Origin of the sequence: Pseudovibrio sp. Alg231-02 (genome assembly GCF_900143565.1) — a bacterium.
Taxonomy (GTDB): domain Bacteria; phylum Pseudomonadota; class Alphaproteobacteria; order Rhizobiales; family Stappiaceae; genus Pseudovibrio.
This window is the reverse complement of the sequence record NZ_FREX01000004.1, coordinates 301275-325114: the sequence shown is the minus strand read 5'-3', so window position 1 is coordinate 325114 and position 23840 is coordinate 301275. Positions and strand designations below refer to the sequence as shown.

The following is a 23840-nucleotide window of genomic DNA, read 5'->3' as shown; positions in this document are numbered from 1 at the left end:
GCTGTGGATTGCTGCTTGGCATCATTCAGGTATACCGCTAGTTCCATTCTTTTCGACTATAAGATCCTTACATAAAGATGCTGCAAGTCCTGCCGAGTCGGCAGTTTGCGTTAATCCATTAGTACGCTCTTTATGAACGTTTCAACTCTTGGGAACTTCGCAAACACGCACGTGGTCATGGTGGAACAGTGCACAACATAAGTCTGATGCGGAATTTGCATCCTTCAGTGGCATGAAAGGTTGACTTAGGCGAGTGCATCCGATTTACACCAGACAAACTCCATAAGTGGAAGAGCTTTTAGGTATGCTGGATAAAACATATGAGGCGGCCTCTGTTGAGCCGCGGATTTACGACGCTTGGGAACAGGCAGGGGCCTTTAAGGCAGGTGCGGGCGCAGAAGATGGAGCTGCGACCTACTCAATCGTGATTCCGCCGCCAAATGTGACAGGCTCTCTGCATATGGGCCATGCTCTCAACAACACTTTGCAGGACATTATGGTTCGCTACCAGCGTATGCGCGGTCGCGACGTTTTGTGGCAGCCGGGTATGGACCACGCAGGTATTGCGACACAAATGGTCGTTGAGCGCCAGATGGCAGCTGACGGCGGCAATATCACGCGTCGTGACCTTGGCCGTGAGGCGTTTATTGAACGTGTGTGGAAATGGAAAGGTGAGTCCGGCGGGATGATCTTTAACCAGCTTAAGCGCCTTGGTGCGTCTTGTGACTGGTCCCGTGAGCGTTTTACCATGGACGAAGGCCTTTCCAAGGCTGTTCTGGAAGTGTTTGTTTCTCTTTACAAAGAGGACCTGATTTACAAAGACAAGCGCCTTGTGAACTGGGATCCTAAACTTTTGACTGCGATTTCCGATCTGGAAGTTGAGCAGAAGGAAATGCAGGGCAATATGTGGCATTTCCGCTATCCGCTGGCGGATGGTGTGACGTACCAGCACCCTGTTGCGTTTGATGAAGACGGCAAGGCGACCGAGTTTGAGGCGCGTGATTACATCGTGATTGCGACCACTCGCCCGGAAACTATGTTGGGTGATACGGCTGTTATCGTTCATCCTGATGATGAGCGCTTTAAGGAGCTGCAGGGCAAAGACATTATCCTGCCGTTGGTTGGCCGCCGTATTCCAATCCTTGCTGATGACTATGTTGATCTTGAAACCGGCACAGGCGCGATGAAGGTTACGCCTGCGCATGATTTCAATGACTTTGACATTGGTAAGCGTCATTCTCTGCGTCAGATTTCCATCATGGACCGTGAAGCCAACATTGTTCTGCGTGAAGCAGAAGGCTTTATGGATGGTCTGGAACTGACCGATGAGCTGAGCAAAACACTGGAAACACTTGAAGGTGTTGAGCGCTTTGCGGCACGCAAGCTGATCGTTTCCATGCTGGAAGAGCGCGGTCTGCTGGATGAGGTTGTTGATCACGTCAACATGGTTCCACATGGCGACCGTGGCGGCGTTCCGATTGAGCCTATGCTGACTGACCAGTGGTATGTTGATGCCAAGACCATGGCACAGCCTGCTATTGCATCTGTTCGTGAAGGTCGTACCAAGTTCGTTCCTGCCAACTGGGACAAGACTTATTACGAGTGGATGGAAAACATCCAGCCGTGGTGTATTTCCCGTCAGTTGTGGTGGGGACACCGTATTCCTGCGTGGTATGGCCCGGAAGGTAAGTTCTTCGTTGAAAAGAGCGAAGAAGAAGCACTGGCTGCGGCTGCAGAATTTTACGGTAAGCCTGTTAAGCTGATGGAACAGAACGATGCTCTTGCTGCGCATGATGCAGGCGAGGCTGACTTTGTTGCCATGTACCGCGATGAAGACGTTCTGGATACCTGGTTCTCTTCTGCCTTGTGGCCGTTCTCGACTATGGGCTGGCCGGATAAAACTGCTGAGCTTGCACGTTATTACCCAACGTCTGTTCTTGTGACCGGCTTTGACATCATCTTCTTCTGGGTTGCCCGCATGATGATGATGGGCAAGCACTATATGAAGACTGAGCCATTCGACACGGTTTACATTCACGCCCTCGTCCGTGACGAGAAGGGCGCGAAGATGTCCAAGTCCAAGGGCAATGTGATTGATCCGCTGGCGCTGATTGAAGAATACAGTGCCGATGCGCTGCGCTTCACGCTTGCTGCCATGGCGGCACAGGGACGCGATATCAAGCTGGCGACCTCTCGCGTTGCTGGTTATCGCAACTTTACCACCAAGCTCTGGAACGTTTGCCGCTTTGCGGAAATGAACGAGTGTCATGCTGTCGATGGCTTTGACCCTGCGCTTGTTAAGCAGACCGTGAACCGCTGGATCGTGACTGAAACCAGCCGCGCTATTCGTGAAGTTTCTGAAGCGATTGATACATACCGCTTTAACGATGCGGCTGGTGGTGCATACCGCTTTGTCTGGAATACATTCTGTGACTGGTATGTTGAACTGACCAAGCCGATCTTCTACAGCGATGATGAAGCGGCTAAGGAAGAAGTTCGTGCCACAACAGCCTGGGCTCGTGATGAGATCCTGAAGCTTCTGCACCCGTTCATGCCGTTCATCACGGAAGAGCTTTGGATGCGTACGGTTGAAGATGGCGAGAACAAGCGCGAGAAGCTTCTGGCGCTTTCTGCCTGGCCGACCTCCATTGGTGAAGATGGCGAGGCTGCTGCTGAGATCAACTGGCTGATCGACATGATTGTCCAGATCCGCTCTGTTCGTTCTGAAATGAACGTTCCGGCTGGAGCGAAGGTTCCTGTTGTTCTGTGTGGTGCTTCCGAGCAGACCAAAGCCCGTCTGGAAATCCACGAAGCGGCGATCATGAAGAACGCGCGTGCTGAAACAGTCACCACTGCTGATGAGATCCCACAGGGCTCTGCTCAGATTGTTGTTGGCGAAGCGACCGTTTGCCTGCCTCTGGCAGGTGTTATCGATCTGGACGCGGAAAAGGCACGTCTTGGCAAGTCTTTGGACAAGATCGTTGGTGAACTCACCAAGATCTCCAAGAAGCTTGAAAACGAGCGCTTCCTTGCAAAAGCTCCAGAAGACGTTGTTGCTGCTGAAAAAGAAAAAGTGGCTGAACTTGCTGAGCGCAAGGAAAAGATGGATGCCGCTTTGGAGCGCCTCGCGGCTCTGGGTTAAGGCTCGTTCATCCTTTGATTTTGCAAAACGCGGCTCTTCGGGGCCGCGTTTTTTGCTTAGGCTTTCTCTTCCCTCAATACTGCACGAATAGTCTTGCGTTGGCGCCGTGGTCTAGGGTTTGGTCGGCGAGGAGGCCGTAGTAGTTGATGTTGAGTTGGATGTGCTCGGCCAGCCGGGATTCAAGGCCRGTTTCGATCAGGGCCACGTTGCGGGCGATTGGGACGCTGGCGACGGTGAAAGGGTTGCCGCTGTCGATGAAGCTTTGGGTGTAGTCGAGCGTATCAGCGGAAGAGTATTGCCATGCAGCCAAGCCAACAAAGCTTGTGTCCCCATAAAGGTAGTTGGAAAGGTCAAACTCGCCGCGTGTTCCCAGTGTCAGGAAAGTGAGGGAGTTGGATTGTCCATCTGCTTTGAGTGCTGCTGCGCCGCCGGTTTCGTTGAAGCCGGGGCCGGAGAGATAAGCATAGGCAACCCCTGCGAAAGGCTCCAGATTGCCATAAGCGCTTTCCAGCGTATACCCAAGCTCACCAAACACTTGCACAGAACCGGCGAACTGGTCAGATGACAGTGTTTCTTCCGGGAAGAGGCTTACATCGCGATCAGTTGCAATGTTGTACCATGTACCGGCAACACCTCCGCGCAGTTTGACGTTGTCGACCGGATTGGCACTGGCGTAGCCGCCGACACTGTAGCTGTCACTGTCAGATGAGGCATCGATGGAGCTGATGTCGATGGATGTTCTGCCAAAGCCTGCAACCACACCCAGCTGCACCATGTCAAAGTAGGTTGCATCAACACCAACCAGAACGCCGCCGACGCTTCTGCCTGTGGTGCGGGCATTGCCATCGGAGAAGAATTGACCCCAGCTGCCGTAGACCTGTCCCCACATCGCAAAGTTACTGACCGTGCGGGAAACGGTGTTGTCATCCACGTCTGCAGCAAAAGCGCTGTGGGCCTTGTAAAGGCGGTCATTCACCGCTTGTCTCAGGAAGCGGCTGTCGGCAAGAAGGATTGCACGGGTTGAAGCGTTGATTTCACCGGCAAGGGGATCGAGAAGAGCTTTAATCTGAGCGTTGTTCATGGGCGCAAGCTGTGTGAAGAGATCGCCGCTCTCATTGATAGTATCAAGCGCCAGAGTGACTGAATGTTCGTTGCGCGTATCTGCCAGGCCATTGAAGTTGTTGGAGCTTCGGATGAACTGGATTGCAACGTCGTTACCGTCATCGGGAATGCCGTAGAGCACGTTCACATCTAACATGAACATGTCATGGCTAACTGAACTGAACGTGCCTGTCGGCGGCTCTGTCCCTGGTGCGGAGAGATTGTCGATAATGACGAACTCATCGCCGATTTTGACTGGTGTTGGGCCCATGACGTTGACGAGATCAAGCGCAACGTCGTTCAGGTCCACGCTGCCACCTGCGAGGATCTGGATCTGATCCGCGTTTGCCATTCCAGATACCGGATCAGAGCCGATTTCCATTTCCAGCGTGCCGCCAGTGCCAGTCGCATCCAGACTGCCGAGCGTAATTGTACCGAAGGATGCTCCGGGTGCGATGATGCCGCCGTTAAGTGTCACACTGCCGCTGGCTGTGCCGTACCCTTCGAGCCGACCATCGGCGTTCACGGTCAGATCACCTGAAAGAGTAGAGCTATCCGTTAAGGACGTACCAATCCGCATGGTGCCGCCGTTGATGGTGGAGCTGACCAGAGATTTGGTGCCGTCTGACAGGATAAGCGTACCTGCACCGTTCTTTAGGAAGGTACCTCCACCGGGAGTGGCATCTCCGGTCCAGGTGAGGGTTGCCCCTGCGTTTGCCATGTCGATGGTATTATCATTGCTGTTCACTTGCAGCTTGGTCGCATCAACAGTTTCGCTACCAGTGCCCAGATAGAAAAGAGTTCCACCGTTTACGATCACGTTGCCGGACCCAATGGCCGAGGTAGAAAAGCCTTCCAGACCAAGCGTGCCGGTGTCGATTTCAATATCTGCTGTGTAGCCTGAGTTGTCGCCAAGCAGATTGACTTCACCCGGGCCGGTGAAGGTAACCTGATCTGAACCAGTCAGCCCGGACATGATGTTGATCTGGCCAACGATGTCGGTCGTTCCAACCACGTTCCCGGCGCCGGAAAACGCCAGCTCATTGATGGTGACCGTGCTGCCGCCGGTGTAGGTCAGGGTTGAGGAGTTCAGCGTGATGCCGACATTGCCGTTGCCGATGTTGGTGCCGTCACTGAAGATCAACTCGGTATCGGTTATGCCAAGATCACCAGTCCATGAGCTGTTGGTGCCGGTTAGGGTGGTTGTTTGGCCACCATCGATGGACAAGCTGCCAGAGCCGGAAAGGTTGGAGGAGATTTCCAGATTGACCGTATTGTCATCAATATCGATTGTGTTGCTTGTGCCACTGGCGATGGCAATCCTTGAGAGATTGACGTCTGTGGAGCCCTGATAGAGCAGGTTACCATTGTTGAGGGTGGTTGTGCCAAGCCCAAGACGGTCCGGGTCAGTAAATTCGATAGAACTGTTTTCCTGAACAATGAGACCACCAGAGAAACTGTTGTCGCCCTGCAGGTTGACCGTGCCGCCAGACCCAATGGTGAGAGCCCCCGGTGTGCCGCCGCCATCTGTGATGTCACCAGTCAGTGTCAGGGTGCGTCCGGATTGCACATCAAGCGTACCGTCATCGTGCATCTTGAAATCGTTGGCGATGGTCGCATCTGCACCGGAAATATAACTCAGATCACCGCCGTAAAAGAGAACTTCACCTGTGCCGATGTTGGCTGCCGCTCCAAACTCCACAGTACCGGCTGCCAGATCCAAGCCGCCGCTGAAGCTGCTGCCCGCTCCACCCAGAACCAGCGTTCCTGCTCCGAGTTTCTTCAGTAGGCCAGTACCACTGATGGTATTGCTTGCGGTGAGGGTATCACCAGAGCCCACTGTCACGGATGATGTTCCATCCAGATCAATCAGATTGGCAATCGTCGTGGTTGTTCCGGTGAAATTGAGGTTACCGCTGTCGAGTTCAATCGCACCTGTGCCCAGATCATCGGAGTCTGCAAAGCCAACCGTGCTGTTTTCCTGAACGATCAGACCGCCTGAGAACGTGTTGGTTCCTCGCAGATTGGCTGTGCCGCCAGAGCCGATGGTGAAGGAGCCCGGTGTGCCGTCACCGTCAACGATGTTGCCTGTGATTGTCAGAGTACGCCCGGATTGCAGGTCAAGACTACTATCATCATACAGTTCAATCGTATTTGCGATTGTTGCGGAGGTTCCGGTGAAGTTGAGGTTACCGTTATCGAGTGCAACTGTGCCAGTGCTCAGATCATTGGAATCTGAGAAACCGACAGTGCTGTTTTCCTGAATGACAAGGCCTGCCGAGAATGTGTTGGTCCCTTGCAGATTGACTGTCCCACCGGAACCGATGGTCAGCGTGCCGGGTGAGCCGCCGCCGTCAACGATGTTGCCGGTGATTGTGAGCGTGCGGCCTGATTGCACGTCAAGGGTACCGTCATTGTGCATTTCAAACGTATTTGAGACGGTCGCATCCGAGCCGGACACGTAGCTCAGATCACCACCGTAATAGATGATGTTTCCGCTGCCGATGTTGGCAGCTGCTCCAAACTGTACAGTTCCGTCTGCCAGATCCAGCCCACCGCTGAAGCTGCTGCCCGCTCCACCAAGAACCAGCGTTCCATCACCAAACTTTTTCAGCCGGCCCGACCCGCTGATATCATTGCTGACGGTGAGCGTGTCACCGGACCCAACTGTCATGGATGATATCCCGTCCAGATCAATCAGGTTACTAATCGTTGCAGTGGTTCCGTTAAAGGTGAGGTTGCCGTTGTCGAGCTCAACAGTGCCACTGCCAAGATCGTCAGAGTCCGAGAAGCCAACTGTGCTGTTTTCGTGAACGACCAGACCGGCTGAGAATGTGTTGGTGCCTTGCAGGTCTACTGTACCGCCGGAGCCGATGGTCAGTTTGCCGGGTGAACCGCCGCCATCAACGATGTTGCCTGTAATCGTCAAAGTACGACCTGATTGCACGTCAAGATTGCCGTTATTATGCATCTCAAACGTGTTTGATATGGTTGCATCCGAGCCAGAAATATAGCTTAGATCACCACCGTAATAGATGATGTTTCCGCTGCCGATGTTGGCAGCTGCTCCAAACTCTACGATGCCGTCTGCCAGATCCAGCCCACCGCTGAAGTTGCTACCCGCTCCATCAAGAACGAGCGTTCCGTTGCCCAGTTTCTTTAAGCGACCAGACCCGCTGATATCATTGCTGACAGTGAGGGTGTCGTTCGTGCCAACCTCAATTGAGGAGGTTCCATCCAGATCGATGAGGTTGTTGATTGTTGCTGAAGAGCCGGTAAATGTGAGGTGGCCGCTGTTCAGTTCAATCGCGCTGTTGCCCAGATTGGACGCGTTTGAAAACTGAACTTCTGTGCCATCAATGTCCGTTCCGCCGGTCCAGGAATTGTTGCCCGACAGAATGGTTACGCCATTGCCTTCAAACCTGACTTTACCGTTGCCAAACATATCCCCTGCAAGGGTGAGGTTGCCTGACGAGGTTGCAAAGGTTGCATCGTTTGTAGCGCCCACATTGGTGACTTCAATGTCGCCTTCTACGGTTAGGCTGCTATTTGAAACAAAAGTGCCGCCGATAAAGTCTAGCTGTGCATTTCCAACCGCATTGGTGCTTGTGAACGAGACGGTTGCACCTTCATCAAAGAACATTTTTCCTGAAAACTGGCTGTTGTTTCCAATCAGGCGAGTGGAGCCATTTTCAAAAAGGACTTCGCCAGCGCCCGAAGTGACTGAAGTTAGATCTGCGACAAGGTGATCGCCTCCCGAGCTCGTGGTGTTGATCACAATTTTTGAGCCGTTCAGCATGTAAAGGTCGTCGACTTCCAGGAAACCGGTGGCAAGAGCACCAGCGCCTTCCTGTCCACCTATATTGATGGTGCCTTTACCTTCTAAAACCATGTCGGATGTGGGAGCAAAAATTTGGCCGTTATTGTAAAGGTTTATGGTGCCCTCGTTGACGCCGTTTGCAACCTCTATGAACGCGAACGAGCCTGATTGGAAAACCACAGCACTATCAAAAACATTCAATGTGCCGTTCGCGTTCACAACGCCAATCTCTACAAGTTGCCCGATGGGGACTGTGGTTCCAGCGAATACATTCAATGTTCCATCAGAACCGTTTTGGCCAATGCGTAAACCATTTGAGCCATTGATTGTGAAGGGAGGGTTATTAATGGTACCGGTAATAACCGTCTGTGCATCTGCCCGTTCCACCTGAAGGCTGAACAGACAGGCAAACGCGAGGCCTGCAAGTGCAGTTGTTCCCAGAAGACGCTCACTATGCCACATTTCAACCCTCACACATTTGCCAGTTACAGCAGTTCTGAGACAGTTGTTCAGTCGAGCACAGCCGTTACCGAAGGCTGCGCAGAGCAAAACGCAGCTTCAGTGTGAGTAATCACATTAGTAATCCGTTAAGATTTCTTCGCGCTACACAATTATGCTGTATTCGACTGAGGAGCTATGAAGTGATACGCAATACTCTTCTCATGAGCTATAGATTAACTGAATCGAATATAGTCATTAATAGAGTTTTTATTTGTTAAATTAGATTTAATTGTGAACTCAATATAGGATTGGTCAAAAATACATATGAGAAGATCAATAGAGTTTCAGAAGTATTCTTCCTGCTAGCTTTGTTGTGCCGCCAAAGCCGCTGGTACTGGCAAATCGATAACTGCACTCTCAATTGTCATTTCATCGAGCACGCTCAGGAAGGCGCTGGATGCTCTTTGCATCAACGGTTTGAGGCGGCAAGAGGGGAGGAAGCAGCATTGGATTTCTCCACATTCGCTCTGTCGCAGGCACTCGACTACGGCAAAATCATTCTCTACCGCGCGGACAACATCTCCAACGCTGATGTCTTGTGCGAGACGGCCCAGTTTAAACCCTCCACCACGACCGCGCATGGTCTCCAGAATACCGGCACGGGAGAGTTGGTTGACGAGTTTCATTACATGGCCCCGTGAGAAACCTTGCTGCAAAACGACCTGATCGATGCGCTGAAGAATGTCTGGTTGCATGGCGCATTGCATAACGAGTCGCAAAGCAAAATCGCTTGCCTGATTTAAACGCATAGTGCTGCTCCAAAGATATATCGTGCGTATATCATAAAATCAGAGAGTGCTGAACACCGAAAGCGATGTGGTGCTGTGTATATTTTAAGTGTATGAAATAACACATTATTTATCACTAGTTCAGCTCTTTCTAAGAAAAGATGCAAATAATATATGTCTTTTGTTATGTGCGATGATAAAGATATATATGAAATAGATATTATGAGTCGGAAAGTTGTCACGATAGAGGGCAGGGGTTGTCTCACCAGTGCTTGGCATCGAATAAAGCTGTCAATTTCTTCCCCGTAAAGAACACTGATTGCTCTGATGTGCCACCGCCTGCTCTGAAACTTTTAAACTACGGAGACCTGTTATGTTGCCCGCCATTGTCTTGATCGCAGAAGGATTGGTTGCTCTCTGGTTCCTGCTGTTTTTGACCATGATCACAAGCATCTACCTGGATGGCAGAGGATATGGCTCCGGCGTGAAACCCAAGGCAGAGCTAGCTTTCTTCAAACACATTCGTGTCTTCGTAACACTCGGCATATCAGTCGCCTGCGTTGTGACTCTGGCAGAAGCATTTGAATTGATCTGACGGAATTCGGAAGAGCTCCATGAAAATCTACGAGTACCTCCCCGCCATCTTCATCTGGGCCATAGTCCCAGCCCCCCTCTGGATCTGGCTCGGCCTGATCTGGTTTGTTTGAGAAGGGTGAGAGGAGCTCCCTCTTCACCTCAAAGTCCGATCTATGAATGTCCTTCTCACCCGGTTTGTAGGTGAAGAGATCGCCGGAGAGGGAAGCTTTGGGTAGGCAGGCGCTGGTGATGTAGAGGGTGTCCAGCTTCTTGCTATCGAAGGTGGCACGGTTGAGCGTGGAGCTGGAAGTCAATGACGCGGATTAACGCGCCGTCCGGCAGATGGTGGTTGATGCGCTAGCTGTCTTAGGTGGCAACCTGGACAACGCTGAGATGATGAAGCTCCTAAGTAGACGGTTGAGGGGAGTATTAGCGGTTAAGGAATTGATATCTATGGATCAACCTCATCCGCACATTGCACAGGCGGTCGGTGTTGCCGCACATCCACCGCGAGCTGTACAGCGCAAGTCAGAGTTCATCTGTTTGCCTACTTTTTGTGTGCTGATGACCATCTCATCAAATGGCAAAACAGCGTCAAAACCAGAAAGGCTAGCAACCGCAGACGATTGCGCATGCGCGATCCCAGCGATATTGCGCGCATGACAGGGAATTTCCACTTCCCCACCAACTGGGTCGCAAACCAAACCAAGTGTATTCATCAGACAAAGTGATGCCGCATTAAAGGCTTGTTGTGCTGTTCCTCCAAACAGATGGACCAATCCAGCTGAGATCATTGCGGCTGAAGCACCAGTCTCCACTGAGCATCCTCCCGTTTCAGCGGCAAAACTTCCGTGCTCAGCAAAAACAGCTCCCACAAGTGCTGTGACTTGAAGGGCGTCGATAATCCTTTCACGATCAACACCTTGTTGTTTCAAGGAATATAGCGTGCCCGGTACGATGCCAGAACTTCCAGCTGTTGGAGCAGCAACAACCACTCCCCGATTTGCGTTTGCATCCATAACTGCAAGAGAAGCACTAAGCGCATCCTGCAAGAATGGTGAGCCGATAATCTCCACGGGATTTGCTGCACCAACCTGTTTTGCGCTCGGTTTCAGGAACTTCATAGTGGATGATTGATTGGTAAGCGCTAGGCCTGCCTGAACTGCGTCCATCATCACATCATACCGGTCTGCAAAGGCTTTTCGCGTTTGGGGCTCAGTCAAGCCTAACCGCTTGGCTTCCAGGGACAAAGCAAGATCTGCAAGACTGTGTCCTCTGCTGGTTTGTTGGACCAAAGCCTTTGGGCTGGCAAAAAGAGGGGCCTCATCGTGGACAGAGAATTGGACAGGTGTGCAGGACCTGACCTTCCAGCTCTGTTCTATCATGTCTTTCAACTCTGGTTGTTGAGGTGATAGTGGCGAACTGGATTTGATCTCAATAAGTTGGTGGCTATTCTTTGAACCTGCACAGACACGAGCTTGTACCTTTGCATTTGAGGGAAGCTGCTGAAGAGGTGAATTGTCTCCACATTCCAGCAGAAGTATAAAATCGCTCCCAGTCACATCAATTGCGAAAGAGTTAAAGCTATCGAGCTTGAACATCCCGCCGCCTATTGAAAGGCCTTTGAAGTGATCTTCCCGAAGTGTGCCTTCGCTGTCTTCAACCGTGACTGCAATTTCCACTCGGTTTGGATGATCGTTGGTGTCTAAATTTCTAATGTTGATCTCTAGCGTAAATGGCTTGCCGTTCATCAGATCAGATAGAGCTTGTCGATACTTAGGTGAGGTGACCTCTTCTCCCATCAAGCCTGCAGCAAAGCCTTCGTCACTGCCTTGGTTGGTATAGACTTGGGCAAACGAGCCCTCTGGATCGAACGCATTTTCAACATTCACAATTTTATCGCCATCACAAAGGGAAAGTTGGCGAACAGTCTTTCCTATGAAGTATGGCGCTGCAGAGTGAGAGCTCGAGGGTCCTCTCATCACCGGACCAATTATGGAATTGAGAAGACTGATGGTGCTCATGCAAATTTCTCCGCGAAAATCAATGTGATATTTTACATGGATTGTTGCTGCATTGAAGGGCAGACCTGATGCTTTCCTCACCTCGCGAAAAGCATCTTCGTGTGTGATGAGGAGAGCTCAGAGGAGCAATCTAAGCACCTTCGTTTATCTTCAAATTTATACGATAAGAAAAACTTATTGATATGTGTAGAAGATGCAATTTCACTTAATGCGTTTGGCGACCTATATTCAGTCTAGAATTTGCTGGATGCATCGTTTCGTCTCACCGCTTAAGGTAAACGCTACGTCAAAACCAGCAAGAGCCAAATTAGATAGTGGAGACAGCAATGCACGGTAACGATGTCAAGACAGCCGGTGTTTGTCCGGTGGTACATGGCGCGAACACATCGATGGATAAGCCGGTTACCCGATGGTGGCCTGATGCTTTGAATCTCGACATCCTCCATCAACATGGTGCGCGTACCAACCCGATGGACCCAGGCTTCAACTATCATGATGCTGTTAAATCACTCGACTTCGAAGCGGTGAAGGCAGACGTTCATGCGCTCATGACCGACAGTCAGGACTGGTGGCCAGCGGATTGGGGGCATTATGGTGGCCTGATGATCCGCCTTTCGTGGCACACAGCTGGCTCTTATCGTCTTGCAGATGGTCGCGGTGGCGGCGGTTCCGGCAACATTCGTTTCGCTCCGCTTAACTCCTGGCCTGATAACGCAAGCCTTGATAAAGCCCGCCGTTTGCTTTGGCCTATCAAGAAAAAGTACGGCAACGCTCTCTCCTGGGCTGATCTGATTATTCTCGCAGGCACCATTGCCTATGACTCCATGGGTCTGAAAACCTTTGGCTTCGGATTTGGCCGTGAGGATATCTGGGGTCCGGAGATCGACACCTATTGGGGATCTGAGAAAGAATGGCTTGCGCGCAGTGAAGAGCGTTATGACGATCTGGATGATCCTTCAACGCTCGAAAATCCGCTTGCAGCAACCCATATGGGTTTGATCTACGTGAACCCGGAAGGCGTAAATGGCGTTCCCGGTCCGCAAAAAACAGCTGATCAGATCCGCGAAACCTTTGCTCGTATGGCAATGAATGACGAGGAAACTGCTGCGCTGACTTGCGGTGGTCATACCGTTGGTAAGACCCATGGACGCGGTGCTGTCGATAACATCGGCGTCGCACCGGAAGCCGCAGGTCTTGAAGAACAGGGATTTGGCTGGTCTAACCCCGGACAGGATGGCAAAGCAACGAATGCCTTTACTTCTGGCATTGAAGGTGCGTGGACCACACACCCAACCACATTCGATATGGGCTTTTTCGATATGCTGTTCGGCCATGAATGGGAGCAGGTAAAATCGCCTGCCGGCGCATGGCAATGGGAACCGGTGTCCATCAAGGAAGAAGACAAACCTGTTGATCCAACAGACTCGTCTGTTCGTCACAATCCAATCATGACGGATGCGGACATGGCGATGAAGGTTGACCCGATCTACAACGAGTACTGTCAGAAATTCATAGCAGATCCTGAGTACTTCAGAGATACGTTTGCGCGTGCATGGTTCAAGCTGACACACCGCGACATGGGACCGAGAGCCAATTATCTTGGCCCGGATGTGCCGAAAGAAGACCTTATCTGGCAGGATCCTGTTCCAGCAGGCAACACCAACTATGATGTTACTGCGCTGAAAGCAAAAATTGCGGCAAGTGGTTTGAGCAATGAAGACCTGATCAAAACCGCCTGGGACAGCGCACGAACTTATCGCGGTTCTGATATGCGCGGTGGTGCCAACGGTGCTCGTATCCGCCTTGCTCCTCAAAAGGATTGGGTTGGCAATGAGCCAGACCGGCTTGCCAAAGTTCTGGCTGTGCTTGAACCAATTGCAGCGCAGGCAGGAGCCTCAGTCGCAGATGTGATCGTGCTGGCAGGCAACGTTGGTGTAGAAAATGCCATCAAGGCAGCTGGTTTCAACATGGAAGTTCCATTTGCTTCTGGTCGCGGTGATGCAACAGATGCGATGACTGATGCGACATCCTTCTCAGTGTTGGAGCCTATTTCTGATGGCTTCCGTAACTGGCAGAAGCAAGAGTACGCTGTTAGCCCGGAAGAAATGATGCTGGATCGTGCTCAGCTCCTCCGCCTGACTGGCTGGGAAATGACTGCACTTGTTGGTGGTCTGCGCGTTCTTGGTGCCAATTATGGCGGATCAAAGCATGGTGTCTTCACGGACCGCGAAGGCCAGTTGACAACGGACTTCTTCGTCAACCTGACCGATATGGACAACAGCTGGCATCCACTCAAGGATGGCACCTATGAGATCCGCGACCGCAAATCTGGCAAGCTTAAGTGGACTGCAACCAGTGCAGACCTTGTGTTTGGCTCCAACTCAATCCTGCGCGCTTATGCTGAAGTGTATGCTCAGGATGACAACCACGAAAAGTTCGTCCGCGATTTCGTGGCAACATGGACCAAGGTCATGAACGCCGACCGCTTCGACCTGACAGCCTAATAAATGCGACCAGTCCGGGCAGGAAACTGCCCGGGCTTTTTATTGCAACTTCCTACAGGTGCTCTCCAGACGTTGGCTATATCCAGTTGCGCTTCTGTGTTTTTCCGGTTAAGAACCGCTTGACCTCGGGGTGCGCGTAATTGTCGTGCTGAGATGCTTTAGTGGCGAACCCGTTGAACCTGAACCGGCTAGAACCGGCGGAGGGAAGGGTACCGGTTTCATCCATCCTTGCCCTCTCGCCGCAATGGAGGATGACTTGAAACATCTGTTAATTGCTGCGGGATTACTCACTGCAACATCAGCGATGGCTGCTGAGAAGCCTCAACTGACAGTTTACACATACGACAGCTTCGTTTCTGACTGGGGCCCAGGCCCAAAAGTGGAAGAAGCGTTTGAGGCTGTATGTGAATGTGACCTGAAACTTATTGGCGTCGAAGATGGCGCAGCACTGCTTTCCCGCATTCGTCTTGAAGGTAAAAACTCGGATGCCGATGTGGTGCTGGGTCTGGACACCAATCTGGTTGAGACTGCCAAGAAAACTGGCCTGTTTGCACCACACACTGTTGAAGCCCAATATACACTGCCAGTGGAGTGGGCTGACGAAACCTTTGTGCCGTACGACTGGGGCTACTTTGCCTTCGTACACAAGGCTGGCGAAACCGTACCAACCAACTTCCGCGAGCTTGCGAAGAGTGATGCCAAGATCCTTATTCAGGATCCACGCTCCTCAACGCCTGGCCTCGGGCTGTTGCTTTGGGTGAAAGCGGCTTACGGAGATGAAGCTGCCGATGTCTGGGCGGACCTTTCCGACAACATCGTGACGGTTACAAAAGGTTGGTCTGAAGCCTACGGTCTTTTCCTTGATGGGGAAGCGGACATGGTGCTCAGCTACACCACGTCTCCGGCTTACCACCTGATTGCCGAGGAAGATAACAGCAAGACCACTGCCGCGTTTGAAGAAGGCCATTACATGCAGGTTGAAGTAGCGGCAAAGCTTGCCGGGACTGATCAGCCAGAGTTGGCAGACAAGTTCCTGAACTTCATGGTTTCAGATGCTTTCCAGACAATCATTCCAACAACCAACTGGATGTATCCAGCTGTGCCCCCAAAAGGTGGCTTGCCTGCGGGCTTTGACACACTGCAGGTGCCTGAAAAAGCTTTGTTCTTTAAGCCTGAAGAAGCTGCTGCTGCAAGACGTGAGGCTCTGCCGGAATGGCTAGAAGCGCTCAGCCAGTAAGTTCGCTTCCCGGTGTTGCCGCGGCATTTCTTGTCGCGGCACTCATACTTGGCACGTTGGCCGCGGTTGCTCTGCGAACCGAAGCGGGTCACGGCTTTTCCTCTTCCGATTGGGCCGCTCTCAAGTTTACGCTTACGCAGGCTGTGCTTTCTGCCGTGATCAGTGTTGCACTGGCTGTGCCGGTTGCGCGCGCGCTGGCGCGACGGCGGTTTCCGGGCCGCAGTTTGCTTATTGCCCTGCTTGGTGCCCCCTTCATTCTTCCAGTTATTGTCGCCATTCTTGGGTTACTGCAGGTGTTTGGCCGTGCGGGCTGGATATCTGATGTGCTTGTTTATTTTGGTGCTTCACCCATTCGCATTTATGGCCTCCACGGTGTTGTGCTGGCTCATGTTTTCTTCAACCTTCCGCTGGCAACCCGATTGATCTTGCAGGGGTGGCAAGAGGTTCCTTCAGAGCGCTTTCGCCTTGCAGCGCAACTTGGGTGTGATGGAAAAGCCCTGTTTCGGCTGATTGAACTCCCCATGCTTGCGCGCATTTTACCCGGAGCACTGGCTGTGATCTTTGCGATCTGCCTGACAAGCTTTGCTGTTGCTCTGACGCTTGGTGGTGGGCCACGGGCGACAACTATTGAGCTGGCGATCTACCAGGCTTTTACATACGATTTTGATCTTGGCCGTGCCGCGCTGCTTTCTGCATTGCAACTCACGCTTACCGCTGCTGCTGCCTTTGCAGCACTGAAGCTTTCACGCGGTGAAGGGTTTGGTGCAGGACTGGACAGAGCGATCCAGCGCTGGGATGGCGGTGCACCTGTTGCAGACATCCTCTGGATTTCACTTGCGACGCTGTTTTTGCTTTTGCCGCTTAGTGCCGTTGTTCTGTCAGGGTTTAGCGGTCTGTTTCTGGTGCCGTTTATTGTGTTGAAGGCGGCACTCGTTTCTGTTGCTGTCGCCGTAGCCAGCACAGTGATCTTGTTGCTGCTCGCGTTGCCTATGGCAGCCGCAATCGCCGTTCGTCGGCATAGTGTGGTTGAACTTGCTGGAATTTTGGGATTAGCGGCATCCCCGCTGGTGATTGGAACGGGTTTGTTTATCATTATACGTCCATGGGCAAACCCGTCAGACCTTGCTCTTCCTGTGACGGCACTCGTCAATGCGGCGATGGCATTGCCGTTTGCACTTCGCATTCTTGTCCCTGCTGCGCGAGATACGGTTTCACGTCATGGACGGTTGGCCTTGTCTCTGAATATGGAAGGCTGGGTGTTCTTCTCACGTGTCCTCATTCCACGTATGCGGCCACAGATCGGGTTTGCTGCGGGGCTTGCTGCGGCACTTTCTATGGGTGACCTTGGCGTGATTGCCCTGTTTGCAGATCCGGAAATTGCAACGCTGCCTTTACAGATTTACCGTTTGATGGGGGCATACAAAATGCAGGCAGCAGCCGGCGGAGCTCTTTTACTGCTTGTGCTTTCAATGGCACTGTTCTGGATTTTAGACCGGGGAGGTCGCTGGCATGCTGAAGCTTAGCTCTTGTCTCATCGAAAATGGCCGGTTCCAGTTGCAGGCCAACTTGCATGTTGAAGCTGGCAGCAGCGTTGCCGTCATTGGCCCATCTGGCGCAGGAAAATCAACCTTGCTTGAGGCTATTGCCGGGTTCCGTGAATTATCGCAAGGACGCATTTTCTGGAAGGAACAAGAGCTCACCAAGCAGGCTCCGGGAAAACGCCCAATCGCCATGTTGTTTCAAGATGGCAATCTGTTTCCGCACTTAACCGCGGCCCAAAACGCAGCCCTCGGTTTGCGGCCTAACGGAAAGCTCTCAAAACCTGAGCATGAGCAAGTTGAAGCAGCCCTTGCGCGGGTCGGTCTGGCGGGGATGGGAGCACGCAAACCAGCTGAACTGTCTGGTGGTCAACAAAGCCGTGTCGCGCTTGCCCGTGTATTGGTTCAGCACCGTGATCTGCTGTTACTCGATGAACCCTTCGCTGCCCTTGGTCCAGCGCTTAAAGCCGAGATGCTGGACCTGGTCGCAGACCTCGTTGCAGAAACAGGCACGACGCTTCTCATGGTCAGTCATGACCCACAAGATGCCCGTCGCATCACGAACAAAGCAATCCTCGTCGCCGACGGATCAGCGCACCCACCTGCTGAAACCCAACAACTGCTCAACAACCCACCGCAAGCATTGCGGGAGTATTTGGGGTAGGGGAGCTTACGCCATTCCCTCAACGATCATGATATCCGCCAGAGCTGCGGTTTTGCGGTGGGTTTTGGCTTCTTGGTATTCTGGGGAGTGGTAGCAGGCCAGGGCTTGTTCCATGGTGTCGAATTCGATGACGACGTTACGGGGATGTGTGGTGCCTTCCAGGTGTTCGGTTTTTCCGCCGCGGGCGAGGAAGCGGGCGCCGTATTTTTGGAAGGCGGCAGGAGCGGCCTGGGTGTAATTTGTGTAGGCGTCAGCGTCCGTGACTGTGACGTGGGCAATCCAGTAGGCTTTAGGCATTATTTTTCGCTTTTGCTCAGCTCTGCAGTCAGAAGGGTTTTGGCAATATTTGCAGCTTCCGTCAGATGTAACTGAATGGCAGCTGCAGCGGCCTGAGGGTCGTTGGTTTCGATTGCGGAGTAGATTTTTTCGATCCGTTTGTATCCAGCATCATGGCGATCACGAGTACCCAAAGTCATTGCGCGTAGGCGGCTGATGCGACCGTTGAGTCGCTGTACCACTTCCCATGCAACATTCTGGCCGCTGATATCAAAAATGCACTGATAGAATAATGTTGTTGCTTCAAACAGGTCGTTTGTTTCGCCGCTGCTGTAGGCTAACTTGAGCTGAGCGAGCGCTTTACCAAGTTTTTTCTTATCCCCATCTTTGGCCAGTTCAGCGCATTTTTGTGCAGCACTGGTCTCCAAAAGCATGCGGATTTCGTAGATCTGCTGCGCGTTTTCCCAATCCAGTTTGGCAACGATCGGGCCTTTGTTTGGCAGAATTTCAACAAGGCCTTCTGCTTCAAGGTATCGGATTGTTTCCCTTACAACTGAACGGCTTACTCCAAGCTGGTCGCAAAGTGGCCGCTCGACCAGGCGGTCTCCTGACTGGAAGTGCCCGGCAATGATAGCGGCTCTCATCTTCTCAAGAGCCATATCGCGAAGCGTCATGGTGGGACGCTCAATTTTCAAAGGATTATTTGCAGTAGAGATCATGGCCGCAATCTAGCTTGCGTTGACTTCATTCGCAAGAAGGTATTGACATTCGGTATTATGGTATACCATCTTATCACCATTGAATTTGACAGTGGAATGAACGGAAGACCAATGCCAGCAGAGATACGCAAGACACTTCTTCACGTGGAAGACACGCTGATTGAAGGTGGCAAAAAAGCAGAGACCCCATTGCGGATGATTGCGGCCGTTGCTGTGATCAAGAACCCATGGGCTGGGCAGGGCTTTGTTGAAGATCTGCGTCCGGGCATCCATGATGTTGCACCAGATGTTGGCAGTTTGCTGACGGATATGATCATCAACTTTGCAGGTTCTGGTGAAGCTGTTGAGGGTTACGGTAAAGCAGCTGTTGTTGGTGTGAACGGTGAAGTCGAGCATGCCTCTGCGCTCATTCACACGCTGCAATTTGGTAATTTTTACCGTGAAGCTGTTGGCGCTAAAACCTATCTGGCGTTTTGTAACACCCGCGCTGGTGCAAACGCTCCGATCATGATTCCGCTGATGGACAAGAATGACGGTGGTCGCCGTTCACACTATCTCACCATTCAGCTTGCTATTCCCGATGCTCCGGGCCCAGATGAAATCGTCATCGCACTGGGAGCTTCACTCTCAGGACGCCCGCACCACCGGATTGGTGATCGCTATCAGGACCTTAAGGAGCTGGGACATGACGTTGACAACCCTGCAGCTGTCACATCCTAAGGGCACTGTTTGCTACCGTGAGGTTGGTGAAGGTGAGCCGCTTGTGCTGGTCCACGGGGTTGGCATGCAGGATGCTTCCTGGGAACCGCAAATCGAGCACTTTGCAAAAACACATCGTGTTATCGCGGTAAACATGCCGGGGCATGGAGGAAGCACTGCGCTTCCTCAAGGCTCTCAGCTGGAAGACTATGTGGCGTGGCTGCATGCAGCGATCTCAGCGCTTGGATTTGAGCAGGTGAATCTTGCCGGTCATTCCATGGGCGCGCTGATCAGCGGTGGTTACGCAGCAACGTACCCGGAACGCGTAAAACGCGTTGCTTTGTTGAACGGCGTTTACCGCAGATCTCCAGAAGCTCGCAGTGCTGTGGAGGCGCGGGCTAAGGAAATCGCAGAGGGTCACATCAACATCGACGGACCTTTAAGCCGTTGGTTTAGTGAGAGCATTGCGGATCAGCAGGCGAAAGAAAAAGTCGGCAACTGGCTCCGGGAGGTTGATCCGGTTGGCTATGCGGTCACTTACAACGCATTTGCACATGGGGACGCGACCTATGCTGACAAATGGGAGGAGATCAGATGCCCGGCGCTTTTGTTGACGGGTGATGGTGATCCGAACTCCACCAAGGAAATGGCGGTGGATATGGCCAAGGCAGCGCAGGACGGCATGGTCTGTATCATTGAAGGCCATCGTCATATGGTCAATCTGACAGCACCGGAACAAGTCAACGCCGCAATGGCAAGCTGGTTAAAACAGCCAATAAGAACAAACGGATAGAAAGGGAGATCTACCCGATGACAGCGATGGACCCACGTACATTGAGGAATGCATTTGGTACATTCCTTACCGGTGTTACGGTTGTGACAGCCCATGGGCAGGATGGTGAGCCGCTCGGCTTTACAGCAAATTCCTTTTCAAGCGTTTCTCTCGACCCACCATTGTTGCTGGTATGTCTTGCGAAAAGCTCCAGCAATTATGATGCGTTGACTGAGGCATCCGGTTTCGCCGTTAATATTCTGGCAGAAACCCAAAAGGATGTGTCCAACACCTTTGCCAGCCGTGTCGAAGACCGTTTTGCGACGGTTGACTGGAAAGTCGGTCCAAATGGCTCTCCGGTTCTTTCTGATGTAGCTGCGTGGTTTGATTGCTCAATGCACAATGTGGTGGACGCGGGTGACCATGCAATTCTGATTGGTGAAGTAAAGGCTTTTGAGACCGGTGTTGCTAACGGTCTGGGTTACGCGCGCGGTGCGTATTTTACTGCCACACAAGAAGTCAGTTCCATTCAGGTAGATAGCGAAACCGTTGTTAGCGCTCTCCTGGAACGAGACAAAAAAGTGCTGTTTTTTGAAGATGATGCAGGCCAACTGCGGTTGCCAACGCGCAATGTCAGCAAAGGTACTCCAACCAAAGAACTTGCAGCATTACTGGAAGAGGTCGGTGTCCCGTCTTCTGTCGGCTTCATTTACTCCGTCTATGAAGATGAAGAGGCGAATGCCCAGCATCTGGCTTTCCATTGCTCAGCCGGTGAAGGGGCCAGCCAGTCTGGAAACTTCCTCGCGCTGACAGATGATGTGCTGGCGCGCGTGCAGGATGCTGCCACACAGAAAATGCTGGGCCGGTTTGCGAAGGAGACGCAGAAGGGCAATTTCGGCATCTATTTTGGAAATCATGAAAACGGCGAAGTGCGCAAAATCGCACTGGGAGAGTAAGCCATGAAATTTTCACTTTTCATCCATCTTGAGCGCATTTCCGCTGATGAAAGCCAGCAAAAACTCTATGACGAGTTTCTGCAGCTTTGTGAGATTGCAGACAAAGGCGGCATGCATGCGATCTGGACTGGTGAGCATCATGGCATGAACTTCACCATTGCGCCGAACCCTTTCATCAACCTTGTAGATCTGGCACGGCGGACCGAAAATGTACGTCTTGGAACAGGAACCGTCATCGCGCCTTTCTGGCATCCAATCAAGTTGGCTGGCGAAGCAGCTATGGCGGATATCATTATGGATGGCCGTCTTGAGCTGGGTATTGCTCGTGGTGCCTACAGTTTTGAATATGAGCGCATGATCCCGGGTCTTGACGCTTGGGAAGCTGGCCAGCGCATGCGTGAGCTGGTGCCTGCCGTCAAGAAGCTCTGGGATGGTGATTATACTCATGAAGGTGAGTATTGGCAGTTCCCGAAAACGACGTCTGCACCACAACCAATGCAGGATCCGCACCCGCCTGTCTGGGTTGCTGCACGTGATCCAAACTCCCATGATTTTGCGGTGGCAAATGGCTGTAATGTTCAGGTAACGCCGCTCTGGAACGGGGATGATGAAGTTGAGAGCCTCATGGAGCGCTTCAACGATGCTTGTGAGAAAAGCCCATCCGTTCCACGTCCAAAGATTATGCTGCTGCGTCACACCTATGTTGGTGGTGATGAGGCGGATGTTCAGCAGGGCGCTGAAGAGGTCAACCGTTTCTACAACTACTTTGGTGCATGGTTCAAAAACGAACGCCCAATCAATCAGGGTCTTATTGAGCCGCTCAGCGACGAAGATATCGCGAACCATCCATTCTACAGCGCAGAGCAGATGCGCACCAACAATGTGATCGGTACGTCTGACAAAGTCATCGAGCGCCTGAAGCACTACGAAGACCTTGGCTACGATGAATACTCATTCTGGATTGATAGCGGCATGACGTTTGAGCGCAAGAAAGCCTCTCTTGAACGCTTCATCAACGAAGTGATGCCTGCTTTCCAAAAGGATGCATGATGAAACGCTTCCAGCACTATATCGATGGTCGTTTTGAAGATGGCTCAGCACAGTTTCAAAGTCTGGACCCGGCAACGGGTCAGCCTTGGGCAGAAATGCCCGAGGCGCGGACTGAGGATGTAAACCGTGCTGTTGCTGCAGCTGAGCGGGCTTTCTTTGATCCTGCCTGGAGCAGCCTGACAGCCACACAGCGCGGCAAGTTGCTTTACAAACTGGCAGATCTGGTTGAGGCGAACGCGCCAAAGCTGGCACAGTTGGAAACGCAGGACACCGGGAAGATCATCCGCGAAACATCTGCCCAGGTGGCGTATGTGGCGGATTACTATCGGTATTATGCTGGCCTGGCAGATAAGATTGAAGGGGCGCACCTTCCGATTGACAAGCAGGACATGGAAGTCTGGCTGCGCCGTGAACCTGTTGGTGTTGTGGCAGCGATTGTTCCTTGGAATAATCAGCTGTTCCTGTCTGCTGTTAAGATCGGCCCTGCATTGGCTGCTGGCTGTACGTTGATTGTGAAAGCGTCTGAAGAAGGACCTTCACCGCTTTTGGAGTTTGCCAAGCTGATTGAAGAAGCTGGCTTCCCGAAAGGTGTGGTCAACATCATCACTGGATTTGGTGCTGAATGTGGACAGGTGCTGACATCGCATCCATCAGTGGCTCACGTTGCCTTTACTGGTGGACCGGAAACAGCAAAGCACATCGTGCGCAACTCCGCGGAAAACCTTGCCAGTACCTCGCTTGAGCTGGGCGGTAAATCTCCATTTATCGTGTTTGAAGATGCAGATATCGACAGCGCCGTAAATGCGCAGATATCCGGCATTTTTGCAGCAACAGGCCAAAGCTGTGTTGCAGGTTCTCGCCTGATCATCGCAAAGAGCATCAAGGATGAGTTTCTTACCCGTTTGAAGGCCAAAGCTGAAGCCGTCGTCATCGGGCATCCGCAGGATATGGCAACAGAGGTCGGCCCTTTGTGCAGCCAGCGCCAGAGCGACCACATCAATGCAGTCATCAAAGCTTCTGTTGAGGCTGGTGCCAAGGTCCTGACAGGCGGCGTGGATTGCGACCGTGATGGTTTCTACTTCCCGCCAACCATTCTGGATTGCTCCGATGTGCCAAATGCTCCTTGTGTGACAACCGAGCTGTTTGGCCCAGTCCTTTCTGTTCTCACTTTTGAGACAGAGGCTGAGGCCCTGCAGATGGCGAATGATACAAAATTTGGCCTGGCTTCCGGCATCTTCACACAAAGCCTGACGCGGGCACACCGCATGATAAAGGGCATTCGCTCCGGCATCGTGTGGGTGAACACCTACCGCGCAGTTTCCCCCGTTGCTCCGTTTGGCGGACAGGGACTTTCCGGCCATGGCCGCGAAGGCGGACTGCAGGCAGCTTTGGACTACACAACAGTCAAAACAGTTTGGCTGCGCATCTCTGACGATCCGATTCCGGATCCATTCGTTATGCGCTGAGAACAGGGAGAACCCCATCCGTAGCTCCTGTTCAGCAGGGGCTGGAGATAAGCCGGCGGTGAAACCC

16 protein-coding genes and 1 riboswitch are annotated in these 23840 nt (G+C 52.3%); of the genes, 11 read left to right on the top strand and 5 right to left on the bottom strand.

Going from position 1 to position 23840, the window contains the following annotated elements; genetic code table 11:
- Positions 1-304 precede the first annotated feature (304 nt).
- Positions 305-3142: a valine--tRNA ligase gene (locus DHN43_RS13800; RefSeq protein WP_108818967.1), complete on the top strand. Its 2838-nt coding sequence runs from the start codon at positions 305-307 to the stop codon at positions 3140-3142.
- 73 nt (positions 3143-3215) lie between these two features.
- Here DHN43_RS13800 and DHN43_RS13795 read toward each other — a convergent pair whose 3' ends face one another.
- Both DHN43_RS13795 and DHN43_RS13790 read right to left on the bottom strand, forming a co-directional pair.
- Positions 3216-8525: an autotransporter domain-containing protein gene (locus DHN43_RS13795; protein WP_108818966.1), complete on the bottom strand. Its 5310-nt coding sequence runs from the start codon at positions 8523-8525 to the stop codon at positions 3216-3218.
- Between the two features lie 341 nt (positions 8526-8866).
- Positions 8867-9313, bottom strand: coding sequence for an RrF2 family transcriptional regulator (locus DHN43_RS13790; RefSeq protein WP_108818965.1), 447 nt, complete (start codon positions 9311-9313; stop codon positions 8867-8869).
- Between the two features lie 352 nt (positions 9314-9665).
- Here DHN43_RS13790 and DHN43_RS13785 point away from each other — a divergent pair, with 352 nt between their 5' ends.
- Positions 9666-9887, top strand: coding sequence for a hypothetical protein (locus DHN43_RS13785; RefSeq protein WP_063287743.1), 222 nt, complete (start codon positions 9666-9668; stop codon positions 9885-9887).
- Between the two features lie 445 nt (positions 9888-10332).
- On the opposite strand, the gene DHN43_RS13780 is transcribed toward DHN43_RS13785, so the two are convergent.
- On the bottom strand, positions 10333-11892 hold the full coding sequence (locus DHN43_RS13780; protein ID WP_108818964.1) for an L-serine ammonia-lyase, iron-sulfur-dependent, subunit alpha: 1560 nt from the start codon (positions 11890-11892) through the stop codon (positions 10333-10335).
- A gap of 326 nt (positions 11893-12218) precedes the next feature.
- On the opposite strand from DHN43_RS13780, the gene katG reads away from it, so the two are divergent.
- From katG to DHN43_RS13760, 4 genes are all read left to right on the top strand, one after another.
- Positions 12219-14396, top strand: a complete 2178-nt coding sequence (gene katG, locus DHN43_RS13775; RefSeq protein ID WP_108818963.1) for a catalase/peroxidase HPI — start codon at positions 12219-12221, stop codon at positions 14394-14396.
- A 116-nt stretch (positions 14397-14512) separates the two neighbouring features.
- A riboswitch (TPP riboswitch) is annotated at positions 14513-14619 on the top strand.
- A gap of 21 nt (positions 14620-14640) precedes the next feature.
- Complete coding sequence (gene thiB, locus DHN43_RS13770) at positions 14641-15633, top strand: thiamine ABC transporter substrate binding subunit (protein ID WP_208995409.1); 993 nt, start codon at positions 14641-14643, stop codon at positions 15631-15633.
- Positions 15609-17156, top strand: a complete 1548-nt coding sequence (locus tag DHN43_RS13765) for an ABC transporter permease subunit (protein ID WP_108818962.1) — start codon at positions 15609-15611, stop codon at positions 17154-17156. Before thiB ends, DHN43_RS13765 begins: the two co-directional genes overlap by 25 nt.
- Positions 17143-17835 (top strand): thiamine ABC transporter ATP-binding protein, encoded by a 693-nt coding sequence (locus DHN43_RS13760; protein WP_108818961.1) that lies wholly within the window; start codon positions 17143-17145, stop codon positions 17833-17835. Before DHN43_RS13765 ends, DHN43_RS13760 begins: the two co-directional genes overlap by 14 nt.
- A 6-nt stretch (positions 17836-17841) precedes the next feature.
- On the opposite strand, the gene DHN43_RS13755 is transcribed toward DHN43_RS13760, so the two are convergent.
- On the bottom strand, positions 17842-18132 hold the full coding sequence (locus DHN43_RS13755) for a DUF1330 domain-containing protein (protein WP_108818960.1): 291 nt from the start codon (positions 18130-18132) through the stop codon (positions 17842-17844).
- Positions 18132-18830: a GntR family transcriptional regulator gene (locus DHN43_RS13750; protein WP_063292218.1), complete on the bottom strand. Its 699-nt coding sequence runs from the start codon at positions 18828-18830 to the stop codon at positions 18132-18134. Before DHN43_RS13750 ends, DHN43_RS13755 begins: the two co-directional genes overlap by 1 nt.
- Before the next feature lie 111 nt (positions 18831-18941).
- Between DHN43_RS13750 and DHN43_RS13745 the strand changes: the two genes are divergently transcribed.
- Genes DHN43_RS13745 through DHN43_RS13725 form a run of 5 tightly spaced genes read left to right on the top strand, consistent with a single transcriptional unit; the run spans position 18942 to position 23773 of the window.
- Positions 18942-19550, top strand: a complete 609-nt coding sequence (locus tag DHN43_RS13745; protein WP_057464621.1) for an amino acid synthesis family protein — start codon at positions 18942-18944, stop codon at positions 19548-19550.
- Positions 19516-20322 (top strand): alpha/beta fold hydrolase, encoded by an 807-nt coding sequence (locus DHN43_RS13740; RefSeq protein WP_063287747.1) that lies wholly within the window; start codon positions 19516-19518, stop codon positions 20320-20322. Before DHN43_RS13745 ends, DHN43_RS13740 begins: the two co-directional genes overlap by 35 nt.
- Positions 20323-20339: 17 nt before the next feature.
- Positions 20340-21257 carry a flavin reductase family protein gene (locus DHN43_RS13735; protein WP_108818959.1) on the top strand — a complete coding sequence of 306 codons (918 nt, stop codon included), beginning with the start codon at positions 20340-20342 and terminating at the stop codon, positions 21255-21257.
- A gap of 3 nt (positions 21258-21260) precedes the next feature.
- Positions 21261-22307 (top strand): LLM class flavin-dependent oxidoreductase, encoded by a 1047-nt coding sequence (locus DHN43_RS13730; protein WP_108818958.1) that lies wholly within the window; start codon positions 21261-21263, stop codon positions 22305-22307.
- Positions 22307-23773, top strand: coding sequence for an aldehyde dehydrogenase (locus tag DHN43_RS13725; protein ID WP_108818957.1), 1467 nt, complete (start codon positions 22307-22309; stop codon positions 23771-23773). The genes DHN43_RS13730 and DHN43_RS13725 overlap by 1 nt, the downstream gene beginning before the upstream one ends.
- The last annotated feature ends 67 nt before the right edge of the window (positions 23774-23840 follow it).

Bases quoted from the DNA above. Each gene is read 5' to 3' on its own strand.
- DHN43_RS13800 (WP_108818967.1), top strand. From the start codon at position 305: ATGCTGGATAAAACATATGAGGCGGCCTCTGTTGAGCCGCGGATTTAC.
- DHN43_RS13790 (WP_108818965.1), bottom strand. From the start codon at position 9,313: ATGCGTTTAAATCAGGCAAGCGATTTTGCTTTGCGACTCGTTATGCAA.
- DHN43_RS13785 (WP_063287743.1), top strand. From the start codon at position 9,666: ATGTTGCCCGCCATTGTCTTGATCGCAGAAGGATTGGTTGCTCTCTGG.
- DHN43_RS13780 (WP_108818964.1), bottom strand. From the start codon at position 11,892: ATGAGCACCATCAGTCTTCTCAATTCCATAATTGGTCCGGTGATGAGA.
- katG (WP_108818963.1), top strand. From the start codon at position 12,219: ATGCACGGTAACGATGTCAAGACAGCCGGTGTTTGTCCGGTGGTACAT.
- thiB (WP_208995409.1), top strand. From the start codon at position 14,641: ATGGAGGATGACTTGAAACATCTGTTAATTGCTGCGGGATTACTCACT.
- DHN43_RS13765 (WP_108818962.1), top strand. From the start codon at position 15,609: ATGGCTAGAAGCGCTCAGCCAGTAAGTTCGCTTCCCGGTGTTGCCGCG.
- DHN43_RS13760 (WP_108818961.1), top strand. From the start codon at position 17,143: ATGCTGAAGCTTAGCTCTTGTCTCATCGAAAATGGCCGGTTCCAGTTG.
- DHN43_RS13755 (WP_108818960.1), bottom strand. From the start codon at position 18,132: ATGCCTAAAGCCTACTGGATTGCCCACGTCACAGTCACGGACGCTGAC.
- DHN43_RS13750 (WP_063292218.1), bottom strand. From the start codon at position 18,830: ATGATCTCTACTGCAAATAATCCTTTGAAAATTGAGCGTCCCACCATG.
- DHN43_RS13745 (WP_057464621.1), top strand. From the start codon at position 18,942: ATGCCAGCAGAGATACGCAAGACACTTCTTCACGTGGAAGACACGCTG.
- DHN43_RS13740 (WP_063287747.1), top strand. From the start codon at position 19,516: ATGACGTTGACAACCCTGCAGCTGTCACATCCTAAGGGCACTGTTTGC.
- DHN43_RS13735 (WP_108818959.1), top strand. From the start codon at position 20,340: ATGACAGCGATGGACCCACGTACATTGAGGAATGCATTTGGTACATTC.
- DHN43_RS13730 (WP_108818958.1), top strand. From the start codon at position 21,261: ATGAAATTTTCACTTTTCATCCATCTTGAGCGCATTTCCGCTGATGAA.
- DHN43_RS13725 (WP_108818957.1), top strand. From the start codon at position 22,307: ATGAAACGCTTCCAGCACTATATCGATGGTCGTTTTGAAGATGGCTCA.